The sequence below is a fragment of the Pseudoxanthomonas sp. X-1 genome (assembly GCF_020042665.1).
GTDB classification, from domain to species: Bacteria; Pseudomonadota; Gammaproteobacteria; order Xanthomonadales; family Xanthomonadaceae; genus Pseudoxanthomonas_A; species Pseudoxanthomonas_A spadix_A.
On record NZ_CP083376.1, the window covers coordinates 988,415 to 1,005,406 of the forward strand.

The following is a 16,992-nucleotide window of genomic DNA, read 5'->3' on the forward strand; positions in this document are numbered from 1 at the left end:
ACCACGGCGCGCCCGGCAGCCAACCTTCAGCGCGCCACCGCGCCCAGCTGCGGCAGCGCGGGGAAGGCGCGCTGCAGGCAGTCGCTCCATTCGCAGGTGCGGCAGCCCGGGCCGATGGGCACGGCCGATTCGGGGCGGATGTCGATGCCGCGCGCGTAGACCAGGCGCTCGGCGTGGCGCAGGTCGCAGCCCACGGTGACGGCGAAGGTCTTGCGCGGCTGGCTGTAGCCGACCGGGCCGGTGCTGACCTGCCGCGCGAGCCAGAAGTGGCGGCGGCCGTCGGGCAGGCGGGTGACCTGGGTCAGCACGCGCCCGGGCTGGTTGAAGGCCTCGTACACGATCCACAGCGGGCAGGAGCCGCCGACCTGGGAGAAGTGGAAGTCGGTGGACGAATGACGCTTGGACACGTTGCCGGCGCGGTCCACGCGCATGAAGAAGATCGGCAGGCCCAGCGCGCCCTCGCGCTGCAGCGTGGACAGGCGATGGCACACCGCCTCGAAGCCGACGCCGAAGCGGTGCGCCAGCCATTCGATGTCGTAGCGGCTCTGCTCGGCGCTGCGCAGGAATTCGCCGTAGGGCATCACCAGCGCGCCGGCGAAGTAGTTGGACAGGCCGATGCGCGCCAGCGCCACGCGCTCGGCGTCGTCGAAACCGGCGCGCGCGGTCAGCGCGGCGATCAGGCCCGGGTGTTCCAGCAGCACCAGTTCGGCGGCCATCTGGAACGCCTGCTGCCCCGGGCGCAGGTAGTCGGGCAGGTGCAGCACGCGCGCGACGGTGTCCAGGCGGCGCTTGGCCTGGCCGCCGCCGTGCACCTCGACCAGCACGCCGTGGCGGTCGGCCAGGCGCTGGCGCAGGCGCGGCCCGGTGTGGCCGGGCGCCAGGCCGAGCTCGTCGAACAGGCGCTCGGCCAGCGTGTCCAGCTCGGGGATGTGGTTGCGCAGGCGGTTGAAATAGTCGCGCACCTGGTCGCCCGGCGGCAGCAGCGCCGGCGCGCCGGCGCTCGGGTCGCCGACCTGCAGTTCCAGGGCCGCGGCGCGCTCGCGCAGGGCGCGGTGCTCGCGATGCAGGTCCAGCAGCGCATGGGCGACCTGCGGCAGGTTGCCGGCCAGCGCGCGCAGCTCGGCCGTGGTCACGCCGGGCCGGTCCAGCGCGGCCAGGGTCTCGTGCAGCGGGTCGACCAGCGCGGCCGGATCGTCGGCGTCGAACAGGCCGGCGGTGTCCTCCAGGACCTGGCGCAGGCGCTGCTGCACGGCCGGGGTCAGCGGTCGCTTATTGCGCTCGATCTGGTTGAGGTAGCTGGGCGACAGGCCCAGCGCCTGGGCCAGCTGGGCCTGGGACAGGCCGTGGCGCTGGCGCAGGCGCTGCAGGCGCAGGCCGAGTTCGAGGCGGCGATGGGGGCTCATCTTCGCAATCTTCGCAGAAATCCGGCATTCCGTTGGCCGGATTAAGCAGATTTGCGGCTGAAATCGGCCCCGATCTTGCGAAAGATGCGAATCCCGTCATTCGCCATCGCCCCAAGGGCCGCCCATGAACGCTGAACTGCCGCGCGTGTCTCTGCTGATCGACGGTGCCTTTGTCGAATCGCGCACCTCCACCTGGAAGGACATCGTCAACCCGGCCACGCAGGAGGTGCTGGGGCAGGTGCCCTTCGCCACCGTGGACGAGGTGGACCGCGCCGTGGCCGCGGCCAAGGAGGCGTTCAAGACCTGGCGCAAGACGCCCATCGGCACCCGCGCCCGCATCTTCCTCAAGTACCAGCAGCTGATCCGCGAGCACATGGGCGAGCTGGCGGCGATCCTCACCGCCGAACAGGGCAAGACCCTGCCCGATGCCGAGGGCGACGTGTTCCGCGGCCTGGAGGTGGTCGAACACGCGGCGGCCATCGGCAACCTGCAGCTGGGCGAGCTGGCCAACAACGTGGCCAACGGCGTGGACACCTACACGCTCATGCAGCCGCTGGGCGTGTGCGCCGGCATCACCCCGTTCAACTTCCCGGCGATGATCCCGCTGTGGATGTTCCCGATGGCCATCGCCACCGGCAACACCTTCATCCTCAAGCCCTCCGAGCAGGACCCGATGGTGACCATGCGCCTGGTCGAACTGGCGCTGGAGGCGGGCATCCCCAAGGGCGTGCTCAACGTCGTCCACGGCGGCGAGGACGTGGTCAACGCCATCTGCGACCACCCCGACATCAAGGCGGTGTCCTTCGTAGGCTCGACCAGGGTCGGCACGCATGTCTACAACCGCGCCTCGCTGGCCGGCAAGCGCGTGCAGTGCATGATGGGCGCGAAGAACCATGCCGTCGTCCTGCCCGATGCCAACAAGGAGCAGACGCTCAACGCGATGGCGGGCGCTGCGTTCGGCGCCGCCGGCCAGCGCTGCATGGCCGCCTCGACGATGGTGGTGGTCGGCGCGGCGCGCGACTGGATCCCCGACCTGGTCGAAAAGGCCAAGACGCTGAAGGTGGGTCCGGGCGACGCCAGCGGCGTGGACGTCGGCCCGCTGATCTCCACCGCCGCGTGCTCGCGCGTGGAGGCGTTGATCGAATCGGGCATCGCCCAGGGCGCCAAGCTCGAACTGGACGGCCGCAAGCCGCGGGTCGAGGGCCACGAGCAGGGCAACTTCGTCGGCCCGACCATCTTCTCCGGCGTCAAGCCGGGCATGCGCATCTACGACGAGGAGATCTTCGGGCCGGTGCTGGTGATCGTGGAGGTCGACACGCTCGATGAGGCCATCGCCTTCGTCAACGCCAACCCGAACGGCAACGGCACCGCGGTGTTCACCCAGTCCGGCGCGGCCGCGCGCAGGTTCCAGGAAGACATCGACGTGGGCCAGGTCGGCATCAACGTGCCGATCCCGGTGCCGGTGCCGCTGTTCTCCTTCACCGGCTCGCGCGCTTCCAAGCTCGGCGACCTGGGTCCGTACGGCAAGCAGGTGGTGCTGTTCTACACCCAGACCAAGACGGTGACCGCGCGCTGGTTCGACGACGACACGCTCAGCCACGGCGTCAACACCACCATCAGTCTCAAGTGAGCCTTCGCACAAGGGCGATGCCATGAACGCAGTGATGAAACTCCCGCACGACGCGGCCGAGCTCACCGAGGAGCAGCAGGCCTTCCGCGAGGCCGCGCGCGACTTCGCCGACAAGGAATTCGCCCCGCACGCCGCGCGCTGGGACGCCGAATGCATCTTCCCGCGCGAGGCCATCGCCAAGGCCGGCGAGCTGGGCTTCTGCGGGCTGTACTCGCCCGAGGCCGTCGGCGGGCTGGGCCTGTCGCGGCTGGACGCGGCGGTGGTGTTCGAGGAGCTGGCCAGCGTCGATCCCTCGACCGCCGCCTTCATCACCATCCACAACATGGCCACCTGGCTGATCGCCGGCAACGCCACGCCGTCCGTGCGCGACGCCTGGTGCCCGGCGCTGGTCGCCGGCGAGAAGCTGGCTTCCTACTGCCTGACCGAACCGGGCGCGGGCTCGGATGCGGCCTCGCTCAAGACCCGCGCCGTGCGCGAGGGCGACCACTACGTGCTCGACGGCGCCAAGGCCTTCATCTCCGGCGCCGGCGCCACCGACGTGCTGGTGGTGATGGCGCGCACCGGCGAGCCCGGCGCGCGCGGCATCAGCGCCTTCGTCGTCCCCGCCGATGCGGAGGGCATCAGCTACGGCCGCAAGGAAGAGAAGATGGGCTGGAACAGCCAGCCCACGCGCGGCATCACCTTCCAGGGCGTGCGCGTGCCGGCCGCCAACCTGCTGGGCCAGGAGGGCGACGGCTTCCGCCTGGCGATGAAGGCGCTCGACGGCGGGCGCATCAACATCGCCGCGTGCTCGCTGGGCGCGGCGCAGGGCGCGCTGGATGCGGCGCGCCGCTATCTGGGCGAACGCAGCCAGTTCGGCAAGAAGCTGGGCGAGTTCCAGGCGCTGCAGTTCAAGCTGGCCGACATGGCCACCGAGCTGGTCGCCGCGCGCCAGATGGTGCACACCGCCGCGCGCAAGCTCGACGCCGACGCGCCGGACAAGACCGTGTGGTGCGCGATGGCCAAGCGCTTCGCCACCGATGCCGGCTTCTCGGTGTGCAACGACGCGCTGCAGCTGCACGGCGGCTATGGCTACATCCGCGAGTACCCGGTCGAGCGCCTGCTGCGCGACTGCCGCGTGCACCAGATCCTGGAAGGCACCAACGAGATCATGCGCGTGATCATCTCACGTCACCTGCTGGCCAGCGACGAGGCGCTGCGATGAGCTGGCGCGATACCGAGTACACCGGGCTCAAGGTGGAGGCCGACGGCCATGTCGCCCTCGTCACCCTTGCCAACCCGCCGGCCAACACCTGGACCGTGCACAGCCTGGCCGCGCTGCGCGACCTGGTCGCCGCCCTCAACGCCGACCGCGACATCTATGCGCTGGTGATCACCGGCGAGGGCGAGAAGTTCTTCTCGGCCGGCGCGGACCTGAAGCAGTTCGCCTCCGGCGACAAGGCGGCCGCGCGGGAGGCGGCGCGCCGCTTCGGCGAGGCCTTCGAGGCGCTGGCCGCGTTCCGGGGCGTGTCCATCGCCGCGATCAACGGCTATGCCATGGGCGGCGGGCTGGAGTGCGCGCTGGCCTGCGACCTGCGCATCGCCGAGGAGCACGCGCAGCTCGCCCTTCCCGAAGCGGCCGTCGGCCTGCTGCCGTGTGCGGGAGGCACACAGGCGCTGCCACGGCTGGTCGGGGAGGGCTGGGCCAAGCGCATGATCCTGCTCGGCGAGCGTGTCGATGCGGCCACCGCGCTGCGCATCGGCCTGGTCGAGGAGGTGGTGCCGCGGGGTGAGGGCCGCGCACGTGCCCTGGACTGGGCGCGCAGCGCGGGCCGTCAGAGCCCGACCAGCGTGGCCGCGTGCAAGGCACTGGTGCAGGCCACGCGCAGCGGCAGCTTCGCTGCGGCGCTGGTGGCCGAGCGCGAGGCCTTCGTCGATCTGTTCGATACCGCCGACCAGGCCGAGGGCGTCAATGCGTTCCTCGCCAAGCGCACGCCGCAATGGACCAACGCATGAACCCGCACGATTCGGTGGTCGAGGCGCCGGTGCTGTTCGAGACCCGCGAGGGCGCAGGCGGCAAGCGCATCGGCATCGCCACGCTCAACGCGCCCAAGACGCTCAACGGCCTGTCGCTGGAGATGACGCGCCTGCTGGACGCGCAGCTGCGCGCCTGGGCCGACGAGGCCGCCATCGCCTGCGTGGTGCTGCAGGGCGCGGGCGAGAAGGCCTTCTGCGCCGGCGGCGACCTGCACGGCCTGTACCGCAGCATGCGCGAGTACCGCGACGGCGGCGGCGAAGACATCACCTCCAACGCATACGCGGCGGCGTTCTTCGAAGAGGAATACCGCCTGGACTATTTCATTCACACCTATCCCAAGCCGCTGCTGTGCTGGGGCCATGGCATCGTGATGGGCGGCGGCATCGGCCTGATGTCGGGCGCCAGCCACCGCGTGGTCACCGAGCGCTCGCGGCTGGCCATGCCGGAGATCGGCATCGGCCTGTTCCCCGATGTCGGCGGCAGCTGGCTGCTGGCGCGCGTGCCGCGCGGGGCGGGCCTGTTCCTGGCGCTGACCGGCGCGCCGCTCAACGCCGGCGATGCGATCTACGCCGGTCTGGCCGATGTGTGCATCGACAGCGGCCGGCACGCCGCGCTGCTCGACGCGCTGGTCGCGCAGCCCTGGGATGAGGCGCCTCAAGCCAATCGCGCCGCATTGACCAAGCTGCTGGCCGGCATGTCCATGCCAGCGCCGCCCGGGCCGCTGCAGTCGCATGCCGAGCAGGTCGAAGCGCTGGTCGGCGCCGGTTCGCTGGAACAGGTGGTGGCCGCCATCGGCGCCGCGTCCAGCGACGACGATCCGTGGCTGCAGACCGCGCAGGCCACGCTGGCCGCCGGTGCGCCGGGCTCGGCGCGCCTGGCCTGGGAACTGCAGCGCCGCGCCGCCGACCTGAGCCTGGCCGACACCTTCCGCCTGGAATGCATCGCCGCCCTGCACGTGGCCGCGCACGGCGACTTCGCCGAGGGCATCCGCGCGCTGCTGATCGACAAGGACCGCAAGCCGCGCTGGAACCCGGCCGCGCTGGCCCAGGCCGACGCGCAGTGGGCACAGGGTTTCCTCATCTCGCCCTGGCCGGCCGACGCGCATCCGCTGGCCGATCTGGATTCTTCTTCGCACCACGGGAGTCACGCATGAGCCGCATCGCCTTCATCGGTCTGGGCAACATGGGCGGGCCGATGGCCGCCAACCTGGTCAAGGCCGGGCACACGCTGTCGGTGTTCGACCTGGCGCCCGCGGCGCTGGAGGCGGCCAAGGCCGCCGGTGCCCACGCCGCCGCCTCGGCCATCGACACGCTGGACGGTGCCGAAGTGGTGATCTCGATGCTGCCGGCCAGCCGCCACGTCGAAGGCCTGTACCTGGGCGAAGGCGGCCTGCTCGACCGGATCCCGGCCGGCGCGCTGGTGATCGACTGCAGCACCATCGCCCCGGCCAGCGCGCGCAAGGTCGCCCAGGCCGCGGCCAAGCGCGGCCTGGCGATGCTCGATGCGCCGGTGTCCGGCGGCACCGCCGGCGCCCAGGCCGGCACGCTGACCTTCATCGTCGGCGGCGAGGCGGAGGTGCTCGAACGCGCCCGCCCCGTGCTGCAGGCGATGGGCAAGAACATCTTCCACGTCGGCGCCAGCGGCGCCGGCCAGGTCGCCAAGCTGTGCAACAACATGGCCCTGGGCGTGATCATGGCGGTGACCGGCGAGGCCATCGGCTTGGGCGTCGCGCACGGCCTGGACCCCAAAGTGCTCTCGCAGATGATGGCGGTCAGCACCGGGCGCAGCTGGGCCACCGAGGTCTGCAACCCATGGCCGGGCGTGCTGGAGAACGCGCCGGCCTCTCGCGGCTACAGTGGCGGCTTCGGCAACGACCTGATGCTCAAGGACCTGGGCCTGGCCGTGGAAGCGGCCATGGGCGTGGGCGCGACCATCCCGCTGGGCGAACTGGCGCGCAACCTCTACGCCATGAACAAGCAGGCCGGCCGCGGCGGCCTGGACTTCTCCAGCGTGGTGCAGCTGCTCAGCGACAAGGCGCAAGGCTGAGGCCGCGCTGCAAAACATTGGGCCGTGCCTTGCAGCGCGGTCCAATCCAAAAGCCTCCGCCAACCCTCTCCCGTCATTCTCGCGAAAGCGGAAATCCCTGGGCGTCGGTATTGCGCATGAAAGCCACCGCCGCGCGTCTCACTTGCAATGCGCGTCGGTGACGATGCGCTGCACGCGGTCGTAGTCGGCCTTCCTGTCGGCCTGGTTTTCCGGTTTGGCGTAGCGCCAGGCCACTTCGGTCTCGCCCAGGCGCTTGTTCCAGGCCGCGCACAGGCGCTGGTCGGGCACGCGCGCGCAGACGTCGTGGATCACCTCGCAGGCGCGGCCCGCGCCGCCGGCCGGGTTGCCGTCCAGGCCGACGGTGTTCAGCGGAGCGCAGCGCGACTGCGGGTTGGCCTCTTCGGTCAGGTAGGTGCCGCTGTCGTAGGTGGTGCACTGGAACAGGATCGGCGGCGCCGAGCCGGTGACCAGCCCGGCCGCGGCCTGGCTGGCCTGCGCGGGCTTGCGACCGGCCAGCGCGTCGGCGGCCGCGTCGTCCTTGTGCAGGGTCGGGTCCTGGATCAGCGTCATGCCCGGGATCGTCTGCAGCACCTGCGCCTCCTCGGCCGCCGGCACGATGGCCGAATCGCGCGTGCGCTCGCCGCCCTGGCGCGCCGGAGGCGGCGCAGCCAACGGCGCGGTCTGTGCGGCTGTTGGAGCCGCCGCCTGTGCCGCCGGCACCGCTGTCGCCGTCGGCGCCGCGGCGGCGGCGGGCCTGTTGCCGGGCAACGGCATGCTGGCCACGCCCTGCACGGCGCGCTTGTCGGTTTTGCTGCCGGCCGGGCAGGGGCTGTTCTGGACGGTCAGCGCGCCGGCGGCATCGGTGCAGCGGTAGATCGTCGTCGCCGGCCCGGTCGGCGCGGGCGGCGTCACGGTCGGGTCGGGGGTAGCGCTCAGGTGCAGCGGCGCGGGCGGCGGTCCGGAAGGGGCGGGCAACGCGACCGGCGGCGCCTCGACGCTGCGCGCTGGGGGCGCCGTCGATGCGGCGGCCGGCGCTGGCGCGTTCCGCAGCGTGGACGGCAGCGGCCGGCTCGCCACCTCGCCGACCTGGCGCTTGTCTTCCTTGGTCCCGGCCGGGCAGGGCGCGTTCTGCACCGTCATCTCGCCCTTGGCGTCGGTGCAGCGGTAGATCGTGGTCTGCGCCAGCAGCGGCCATGCCAGGCCCAGCGCCGTCGCCGCCAGGGCGACGCGCGCCCAGTTCCTCACTCCCATCAACCTGCTCCGCAATCGTTGTCCAGGCGCGCGTCGAGACCGCGCTGTTCTTTGTCCAGCGCATGCCGCTCGCTCTGCAGCGCGCTGTGGTACTGGCGCTGGATCTCGTAGCGCCGGTCGCGCAGCCGGTCGCAGACCTCGGCCTGCGGCAGCTGGTGACAGGCGTCGCGCACCCAGGTGTTGCCGACCACCACCGGTCCGCCGGGCCGATGATGGCCGGGCGGGCCGAAGCCGCCGGCGGGATAACCCAGCGACCACAGCGGCACCAGGCGCGGATTCCCGTCGCCGTTGTCGCTGGTGTAGGTGCGCCCATCGTCGCCGGTACACAGATACATCGGCCGCGGTGGCGTGCGATAGACCACCACCTGCGTCGGTGCCTGCGGGGCGGCGGAACGCGCCGGCGCGGACGGCGGGGGCGAGGCCGGCACCGGCGGCGGATCCTGCGGGCGCAGCATCTCGCGCACTTCCTGACGCTGGCCCGGCGGGCACTTGGCGTCGCTCAGCGTCACCGTGCCGTCGCGGCCCACGCAGCGGTAGATCGTGACCGGATCGGCCGCGCGCGCTTCACCGGCCGACAGCGCGGCGAACACGAGCAACAGCGGCGACAGCGGTGGGCGCGACATGCGCGCATCTTGCGCGCTGGCCCGCGGGGCGGGAAGCCTTGCGGCGCTGACGGTTCAGTCCCGCAGCACCTGCCCGGTGCCGGCGTCGCGGATCACGCTGGGGCGATCCAGGCCGCCGGTGCGGCCTTCCAGCACGCCATCCACGCGCGCCAGCAGGCGCAGGTCGAGGTCCTCGAACCGGCGCACCGACGGCTCACCGGCCAGGTTGGCGCTTGTGGACACCAGCGGCCCGCCGAAGGCCTGGCACAGCGCGATCACCTGCGGATGGGCGGTGACGCGCACGGCGATGCCGCTGTGCGCGCCGGTGACCCAGCGCGGCGCCTGCGGCGAGGCCGGCACGATCCAGGTGTTGGCGCCGGGCCAGCTGTCGAGCACCGCGGCCTGGCGCGCGGCCGGCAGCGCGTCCCAGTCCAGCAGCGGGGCGAGCTGGGCCAGCTCTGCGGCGATCAGGATCAGGCCCTTGTCGACGCTGCGCTGCTTGATCGCCAGCAGGCGCATCACGGCCGGCTGCGACATCGGATCGCAGCCCAGGCCCCACACCCCTTCGGTGGGATAGGCCAGCACGCCGCCTTCGCGCAGCAGCGCGACGGCGGCGTCCAGGGGCAGGGTCGAGACCGGCATGGCGTCAGAACGGTGCCGCGTCGTCGGCCGGCTTCTTCTTGACGACGGTCTTCTTGCCCGAGACGGGCATGGCCTTGGGCGAGAGCACCGACACGGCCGGCTCGGGCTGGGCGGCGACCTTCTTCACGGCCTTTTTGGCGGCTTTCTTTGCGGGAGTCTTCTTGGCGGCCTTCTTGGCGGCCTTCTTCGCGGCCGGTTCCTTGGCGACCTTGGCGCTCTTCGCCGGTGCCTTGGCCGCGGTCTTCTTCGCGCCGAAGCCCTTGCGCACCGGCTTGCCGGTCTCTTCCAGCAGCTTGACCACCTCGTCCAGCGTCAGCGACGCCGGCTCGCGATCCTTGGGGATCTTGCCGTTGAGCTTGCCGTCGGAGATGTACGGGCCGAAGCGGCCGTTGAGCACCTGGATGTCGCTGCCGTCGAATTCCTTGATGATCCGGTTGCGCGCGATCTCTTCCTTCTCCTCGATCAGGAACACCGCGCGGGCCAGGTCGATCGTGTACGGGTCGTCTTCCTTCTTCAGCGAGGCATAGGTGTTGCCGCGCCGGGCGAACGGGCCGAAGCGGCCGATGCCGACGCTGACGTCCTCGCCCTTGTCCTGGCCCAGCGCGCGCGGCATCAGGAACAGCTCCAGCGCCTCGTCCAGGGTGATGGTGTGCATCGACTGGCCCGGGCGCAGCGAGGCGAACTTGGGCTTCTCCTCGGCGTCCTCGGCGGTGCTGCCGATGGCCGCGTACGGCCCGAAGCGGCCCAGCCGCACGCTGACCGGCTTGCCGGTCTTGGGATCGGTGCCCAGCTCGCGCGCGCCGCTGGCCTCGGCGCGGTCGACCGATTCCTTCTTCTCGTCCACCAGCTGGATGAAGGGCTCCCAGAAGCGCGTCATCAGCGGCACCCAGTCCTCCTCGCCGCGGCTGACCGCATCCAGCTCGTCTTCCATCTTGGCGGTGAAGTCGTAGTCCACGTAGCGGGTGAAGTGCCCGGACAGGAACTTGCTGACCGCGCGGCCGACGTCGGAGGGCCGGAAGCTGCGGCCTTCCATCTCCACGTACTTGCGGAAGATCAGGGTCTGGATGATCGAGGCATAGGTGGAGGGACGGCCGATGCCGTATTCCTCCAGCGCCTTGACCAGCGCCGCTTCGGTGAAGCGCGGCGGCGGCTGGGTGAAGTGCTGTTCGGCGTTGATGCGGTCCAGCGGCACCGTGTCGCCCGGCTTCATCGCCGGCAGCTTGCGGCCTTCGTCCTCGTCCTCGGCGCTCTTGGTGTCCTTGCCTTCCTCATACACGGCCAGGAAGCCGGGCACCACCACGGTGGTGCCACTGGCGCGGAAGGCGTGCTGGCTGCCGGCGGCCAGTTCGACGCTGACCGTGTTGAGCGTGGCCGGGATCATCTGGCAGGCCACCGCGCGCTTCCAGATCAGCTCGTACAGGCGGCGCTCGTCGTCGGACAGGTAGCGGGACACCTGCGCGGGCGTGCGCAGGGCCGAGGTCGGGCGCACGGCCTCGTGCGCCTCCTGGGCGTTCTTGGACTTGGTCTGGTAGGTGTTGGGCTTGTCCGGCAGCGAGGCGGTGCCGTAGTCGCGGGCGATGACGTCGCGGATCTCGTCCAGCGCGTCCTGCGACAGGTTCACCGAGTCGGTACGCATGTAGGAGATCAGGCCGACCGTGCCTTCCTCGCCGATGGCCACGCCCTCGTACAGCTTCTGCGCCACCTGCATGGTCTTGCGCGTGGTGAAACCCAGCTTGCGCGAGGCCTCCTGCTGCAGGGTGGAGGTGGTGAACGGCGGCGCCGGGCGGCGCTTGCGCTCCTTGCTCGCCACGTCGGTGACGTGCAGCGAGCCCTGCGCGGCCTGCTGGATGCGCAGGCGCGCGGCCTCGGCCGTCTCGCCGTCGGTGACGGTGAATTGTTCGAACTTCTGCCCGTCCAGCTTCACCAGTTTGGCGCTGAAATGCTGGCTGGGGTGCGCGCACTCGGCGGCGATGGTCCAGTACTCGCGGGCGACGAAGGCTTCGATCTCCTCCTCGCGCTCGACGATCATGCGCAGCGCCGGGCTCTGCACGCGCCCGGCCGACAGGCCGCGCTGCACCTTGCGCCACAGCACCGGCGAGAGGTTGAAGCCCACCAGGTAGTCCAGCGCGCGGCGCGCCTGCTGCGCATCGACCAGGTCGGCGGCGATGCTGCGCGGCTTGGTCATGGCCTCCTTGATCGCGCGCGGCGTGATCTCGGTGAACACCACTCGGTGCATGGGCTTGTCCTGGACCAGGTTGCGTTCCTTCAGGATCTCGGCGATGTGCCAGCTGATCGCCTCGCCCTCGCGATCCGGGTCGGTCGCCAGATAGATGTCGTCGGCCGCCTTGGCCGCCTTGGCGATCGCATCGACGTGCTTCTCGTTCTTCTCGATCAGGTCGTAGCGCATGGCGAAGCCGTTGTCCGGATCGACCGCGCCTTCCTTGGGCACCAGGTCGCGCACGTGCCCGTAGCTGGCCAGGACGGTGAAGTCCTTGCCGAGGTATTTGTTGATCGTCTTGGCCTTGGCGGGCGACTCGACGATGAGCAGGTGCTTGGGCATTGGCTTGGGGAGCTTTCGATGCGGGCCGTGCGGGGCGGCGAGTGTGGGGCAGATCGGAGGAGGACAGAAGGCGACGCCCGGTCCTTTCGGGCCCGGGCGTTCAGCTTGTGGCTTTTTATAGTGGAATCACGGCCATGGTCCGGCTGTCAAGCCGGCCCGGTCGCGGCTCACCGGTGGCTCATGGCCGCGCCGATGCCCGCGAACACCACGATGGCCACGTAGCCGAGCACCAACAGGCCGGTCAGCACCAGCATGGTGATGGTCACCGCGCCCAGCTCGCGGCGCTGGCGTTCGGGGTGGGCGGTGAAGGCCCAGCGGTCCACCACCAGAGTGTCGCTCATCATGTCGTGCAGGCCCTGCTTGCGCGCGGTGAGGCCGGCCATGATGGCCGAGGCCAGCAGGGTCAGATTGCAGGTGACCACGCCCAGCAGCACCAGTCCGGCGAACCGGCCGAAGCTGCGCAGCACCGAAATGCGCTCGCCATTGGAGCGCACCACCTTGATGCCCACCGCCAGCTTGCCCAGCGTGGCCTGGCTGCCGGAGGCGTGCATCAGGGTGAAATAGGCCGCCTGCAGGGCGAAGGGCACCAGATAGAACAGCAGCACGAAGGTCACCCCCAGCATCGGGGCGCGTCCGGCCTGCATGTCCGAGAACAGGTTGCCGCCGACGCCCATCACCACCACCACGATCATCAGCACCGCCATCATCACCGCGCCGACGATCAGGCCGTCCAGCATCGAGGCGGCGAGGCGCTTGAGGAAGCCGGCGTAGACGATCTCGCCGCCGTCGACCACGTCCTGCTCGCGGGCGATCGTCGCCCGCGGGGCGGCGTAGGGCGAGGCCGGTTCGACCGTGGCGCCCGGCACGGCGGCGCGCCAGTCGGCGGCGGGCGCGACGGCCTCGGCGGCGAACGGCGCGGGGCCCGCCGCTGGCGCGACCGGCGCGTCGCCCAGCAGGCCCAGCTCGGCGGCGTGCCGGCCCAGCGGCTGCCAGTCCGGCAGCCCCTCGCGCCAGACCAGGGCGTCCTGGCCGATGCGGCCGGCGTTGAAGGCCTGCGCCAGCGCGGCCGCGTCCATCGGGCCGTGACGCTGGCGGTCACGGTCTGCGTAGTACCAGTTCGACATGGAATTCCCGTGCTTTCTCGATTGTCCCCGGGCGCCACGTTAACCCAGCCCCGTGGGCGACCCAACACCCTGCCCTGGGCGGGCGCTAGCGCCTGGCGCCTCGGCACCGGGCCGGCAGCTGGGTGTCCGGCAGTTCCGAACTGCAGCGCCAGTGACCCGCGCCATCCAGCTGCAGCCAGACCCGCTTGCCGTCCACGCGGGCCCGGTCAGGCTTGCGCAGGACGAGCTCCAGGCCGCAGGCGCCGCTCGACGGAAACGCGCCGATGGTGATCGACGAAACCGTGGCCCCGGCGTAGTCGCCAGGCGCGCGGAAGGGCGGCTGGCCATTGCTTGGACAGGACCCGGACGGCGCCTGGGCCATGGCCTGCTGGATCTGCGCCTGCACCGGCGTCGCCTCGGCCAGGGCCTGGGCCACCACCGCGCGGTTCAGATACTGCTGATAGGCGGGGAAGGCGATGGCCGCCAGCAGCGCCACCGGCACCAGGCACGCCAGCGCGACGATCGCCGCGATCGCGCAGCCGGACAGGCCACGCCGGGCGGGTGCGCGGGCGGCGGCGGTCGCGACCGCCGGCGGCGGTGGGGCGGGAGGCAATGCCGGGCCCAGGCCCAGCTCGTGGCGCAGGGTCGACAGTGGCTGCCACTGGGCCAGGCCTTCCCGCCACAGCAGGGTCTGCTGGCCGAGCGTCCCGGTGCGCAGCAGGCGCAGGATGTCTTCGGTCGGCACCGGACCCTCGGTCCGCTCCCCGTGCCGGTAATACCACTGGCTCATCGATCCCCCGCTTCCCTGCGCGGCCTGCGTCGGAGGACGCAGGCCGGTTGACGTCCTGGCGCTAGTGCACCGGTTCCGGCTCGTCGGCGAACATCTGGGTTTCCATCCAGGCGTAGGCCGCTTCAGATCCGGGCTGGTTGAACAGCACCATCAGCACGACCCACTTGAGGTCGTCCAGGTCCAGTTCGTCCTGGTCCAGCGCCATGGCACGGTCCAGCACCAGCTCGCGCTGGTCGGCATCCAGGATGCCGTGCTGCTCCAGGAACATCAGGAAGCCGCGGCCTTCCACGTCCAGCTTCTCCAGCTCAAGGCCGTGGAAGATGCGGATCGGGCCGTCCACGCGCGGCTCGCCGGCGCTGGGCCGCTGCTCGGCCAGCGCATCAAGCCAGTCGAAGGCCTTGTTGATTTCGGTGGGGCTGAAACCGGCCTGGATCAGGCCGTTCTGGAGGGAGTCGCGGTCGCGGACCGGATCGGCGTCTTCGGTGAAGTAGTGTTCGAACAGGTATAGCAGGACGTCCAGGATGCTCTCTTTCATTGCCCTCGGCCTGTGCTCAAAAGCACTGTGGAGGTGGGAAAACTACGATCTGCGTGCGTAACGGCCATGTTCGACCGCCACCTGCCCATCCAGTTCCATGACCAGCAGCATGGAGGACACTTCCGCGGCCGTCAATCCGGTCCGCGCGAGCAGTTGATCCATACCGGTTGGGTCGTGGCCGAGCGCTTCCCACAAGCGCTGGTAGTCGGGGTCCGGCTGCGTGGGGGTAGGTGCCCCCCCTGGATGGGGGCGGACCGGGGGCGGCGCAAGCCGTCTGGCCAGGGCGCCTGCGGCCGGTGCCAGGCCCTGGAGGATTTCCAGCGGCTGCTCGACCAGCGCCGCGCCGTCCCGGATCAGACGATGGCAGCCGCGCGCCTTCGGGTTGTGGATCGAGCCGGGCAGGGCGAACACCTCGCGGCCGGCCTCCGCCGCCAGCCGCGCGGTGATCAGCGCGCCGGAACGCTCGGCCGCCTCGATCACCACGGTGCCCAGCGCCAGCCCGGCCAGCACCCGGTTGCGGCTGGGGAAGTGCGGTGCCCGCGCCCGCGTGCCGGGCGGGAACTCGCTGACCACCGCGCCGCGTTCGGCCAGGCGCGCGCGCAGGCGGGCATGGCGGGCCGGGTAGGCCAGGTCCGGTCCGGTCCCCACCACCGCCACGGTGCGCCCGTCGGCCAGCGCCAGCGCGGCCTCGTGTGCCGCCGCATCGATGCCCGCGGCCATGCCGCTGAACACCGCCCAGCCCGCCGCCGCCAGCGCGTGGGCGAAGGCGGCGGCGTTGTCGCGGCCGCCGGCGGTGGGCGCGCGGCTGCCGACCACCGCCACGCCCGGGTGCCAGAGCAGGTCGGCATCGCCCTCGACGAACAGCGCCAGCGGCGGTGAGGCGGTCTGCGCCAGCAGGGGCGGGTAATCCGGATGCCGCCAGTGCAGCAGGCGCCGCCGCGGCCCGGCGAGCCAGTCCAGGCTGCGCGCCAGGGCCGTGGCGCAGGGCGCGGCCAGGCGCGCGCAGCGCTTGTCCTCCAGCCCGGCCTGGCGCCAGGCCGCGGGCCCGGCGGCCAGCGCGGCGCCGGCGCTGCCGTGGGTCTCCAGCAGCTGCCGGCGCGGCGCGGTGGCGCCGCCGGCCAGCACCAGGGCCAGCCAGGCGCGGGTGTCTTCATCGTCCATGCCGGCCAGCGTGGCCAGGAAACGGCGACGGCGCCCTCGGGCGCCGTCGTGGTGTTGCGTAGGAAAAGTCGGATCAGTCGGCGCTGGCGGTGGCCGTGTTCGGCATGCCGGCGTCCGGATCGCGCAGGAAGTAGCCCACGCGCGAGGGCGCCGAGCCTTCCATGATCAGGCCGTAGCTGACCTTCTCGTAGGTCTTGAAGATCATCACGTGCGCGGTGTACTGGTCGGGCAGCTTGTTGCGGCCCTGGCCGGGCTTCTTGATCTCGGCGATGCGCGAGGTCGAGCCCTTGAACGGATCCAGCTTGTAGCTGCCCGGGCGCCACACCGACAGCACCGTGCCGTTGTCCAGGCCTTCGCGGCTGCCGCCGGACAGGGCGACCACATCGTGCGCGCCGCCGTAGGCCAGCGTGTCGGACACCGACATGATGCGCACCTTGCCGTCCACCAGCGGCGTCCGGGGCGGATGCGGGAAGAACTGCAGGTCGAAGGGCTGGGCCTCGACCGGGATCAGGCGGTCGCCGGCGCGGACCTCGCGGCCGTTGCCCTCCAGGCGCAGCGTGCTGGCGTTGCCGTCCGGATCGACCGCCGTGACGGTGCCGATGGCCATCTGCTCCAGCTCATAGCCCAGGAAGTCGCGGTTCTCGTTGGGGGCCTGGAACTCCTTCCACAGGCTGCCCTCGCCGAGCGTGCGCTCGCCGCGGAAGTCCAGGTCGGTGCTGGGCTTGGGTTCGTCGTAGTACTTGGTCGGCCGCACCACCGCGTAGCGCTGGCCGACCTGCGGGGCCTCCAGGTCGACGGCGTAGACGTCCTGGCCGGCGAAGGCGCGCAGGCGGTCGTCCTGCAGGCCGGCGATGTAGGGCAGGTCGTCGATGCTGTCGACCACGTGCATGTGGCGCAGGAACGGCTCGATGTCCGACAGCGGCACGCCGGTGATCGGCGCGTCCTGGCGCGGACCGGGCTTGACCTGGGCCTGGGCCACGCGGTCCAGGTAGGCCAGGCTGATCACGTCGCCCGGGTAGATCAGGTGCGGGTTGGCGATCTGCGGGTTGGCCTGCCAGATCTCCGGCCACAGCCAGGGCTTCTTGAGGAACCGCGCCGAGATGTCCCACAGCGTGTCGCCCTTGCGCACCACGTAGGTGTCGGGGTGGTCGCCGGCGAGCTCTTGGGCCGTGGCGAAGGCGGCAAGGGTCAGGAACGCGACAGCCACAGCTGTGCGGCATTGTTTGAACATGGCGGTATGTACCTGATTCCC

At 71.2% G+C, this 16,992-nt stretch carries 15 protein-coding genes; 5 read left to right on the top strand and 10 right to left on the bottom strand.

What is annotated here, in order from left to right:
* Positions 1–26 precede the first annotated feature (26 nt).
* The gene (locus LAJ50_RS04435; protein WP_171044671.1) at positions 27–1,403 is read right to left on the bottom strand and encodes a short-chain fatty acyl-CoA regulator family protein; all 1,377 of its coding nucleotides are present in this window, start codon (positions 1,401–1,403) and stop codon (positions 27–29) included.
* Between the two features lie 124 nt (positions 1,404–1,527).
* Here LAJ50_RS04435 and LAJ50_RS04440 point away from each other — a divergent pair, with 124 nt between their 5' ends.
* The 5 genes from LAJ50_RS04440 to mmsB are packed head-to-tail and all read left to right on the top strand — an operon-like array spanning position 1,528 to position 7,096.
* Positions 1,528–3,033 (top strand): CoA-acylating methylmalonate-semialdehyde dehydrogenase, encoded by a 1,506-nt coding sequence (locus LAJ50_RS04440; protein ID WP_138654910.1) that lies wholly within the window; start codon positions 1,528–1,530, stop codon positions 3,031–3,033.
* A gap of 22 nt (positions 3,034–3,055) precedes the next feature.
* Positions 3,056–4,237, top strand: coding sequence for an acyl-CoA dehydrogenase family protein (locus LAJ50_RS04445; protein WP_138654908.1), 1,182 nt, complete (start codon positions 3,056–3,058; stop codon positions 4,235–4,237).
* On the top strand, positions 4,234–5,028 hold the full coding sequence (locus LAJ50_RS04450; RefSeq protein WP_138654906.1) for an enoyl-CoA hydratase: 795 nt from the start codon (positions 4,234–4,236) through the stop codon (positions 5,026–5,028). The genes LAJ50_RS04445 and LAJ50_RS04450 overlap by 4 nt, the downstream gene beginning before the upstream one ends.
* Positions 5,025–6,203: an enoyl-CoA hydratase/isomerase family protein gene (locus LAJ50_RS04455; protein WP_138654904.1), complete on the top strand. Its 1,179-nt coding sequence runs from the start codon at positions 5,025–5,027 to the stop codon at positions 6,201–6,203. Before LAJ50_RS04450 ends, LAJ50_RS04455 begins: the two co-directional genes overlap by 4 nt.
* Positions 6,200–7,096 (top strand): 3-hydroxyisobutyrate dehydrogenase, encoded by an 897-nt coding sequence (gene mmsB, locus LAJ50_RS04460; RefSeq protein WP_138654902.1) that lies wholly within the window; start codon positions 6,200–6,202, stop codon positions 7,094–7,096. The genes LAJ50_RS04455 and mmsB overlap by 4 nt, the downstream gene beginning before the upstream one ends.
* A 138-nt stretch (positions 7,097–7,234) precedes the next feature.
* Here the strand turns inward: mmsB and LAJ50_RS04465 are convergent, their stop codons facing one another.
* The 9 genes from LAJ50_RS04465 to LAJ50_RS04505 form a co-directional block, all read right to left on the bottom strand.
* A complete protein-coding gene (locus LAJ50_RS04465) occupies positions 7,235–8,347 on the bottom strand; it encodes a DUF4124 domain-containing protein (RefSeq protein ID WP_224096471.1) in 1,113 nt (370 codons plus the stop codon).
* The gene (locus tag LAJ50_RS04470; RefSeq protein ID WP_138655455.1) at positions 8,347–8,970 is read right to left on the bottom strand and encodes a DUF4124 domain-containing protein; all 624 of its coding nucleotides are present in this window, start codon (positions 8,968–8,970) and stop codon (positions 8,347–8,349) included. Before LAJ50_RS04470 ends, LAJ50_RS04465 begins: the two co-directional genes overlap by 1 nt.
* Before the next feature lie 54 nt (positions 8,971–9,024).
* Complete coding sequence (locus tag LAJ50_RS04475; protein WP_138655453.1) at positions 9,025–9,591, bottom strand: Sua5/YciO/YrdC/YwlC family protein; 567 nt, start codon at positions 9,589–9,591, stop codon at positions 9,025–9,027.
* 4 nt (positions 9,592–9,595) lie between these two features.
* Positions 9,596–12,151 (bottom strand): DNA topoisomerase I, encoded by a 2,556-nt coding sequence (locus LAJ50_RS04480; RefSeq protein WP_138655451.1) that lies wholly within the window; start codon positions 12,149–12,151, stop codon positions 9,596–9,598.
* Positions 12,152–12,318: 167 nt separating this feature from the next.
* The gene (locus LAJ50_RS04485) at positions 12,319–13,275 is read right to left on the bottom strand and encodes an RDD family protein (protein ID WP_130550728.1); all 957 of its coding nucleotides are present in this window, start codon (positions 13,273–13,275) and stop codon (positions 12,319–12,321) included.
* A gap of 85 nt (positions 13,276–13,360) precedes the next feature.
* Positions 13,361–14,044, bottom strand: coding sequence for a GYF domain-containing protein (locus LAJ50_RS04490; protein ID WP_130550729.1), 684 nt, complete (start codon positions 14,042–14,044; stop codon positions 13,361–13,363).
* Positions 14,045–14,105: 61 nt separating this feature from the next.
* Positions 14,106–14,579, bottom strand: a complete 474-nt coding sequence (locus LAJ50_RS04495; protein WP_130516831.1) for a DUF494 family protein — start codon at positions 14,577–14,579, stop codon at positions 14,106–14,108.
* Between the two features lie 42 nt (positions 14,580–14,621).
* Entirely contained in the window at positions 14,622–15,740 is a 1,119-nt protein-coding gene (dprA, locus tag LAJ50_RS04500; RefSeq protein ID WP_130550730.1) for a DNA-processing protein DprA, read from the bottom strand.
* Positions 15,741–15,813: 73 nt separating this feature from the next.
* The gene (locus LAJ50_RS04505) at positions 15,814–16,971 is read right to left on the bottom strand and encodes a LysM peptidoglycan-binding domain-containing protein (protein WP_130550731.1); all 1,158 of its coding nucleotides are present in this window, start codon (positions 16,969–16,971) and stop codon (positions 15,814–15,816) included.
* Between the last annotated feature and the right edge of the window lie 21 nt (positions 16,972–16,992).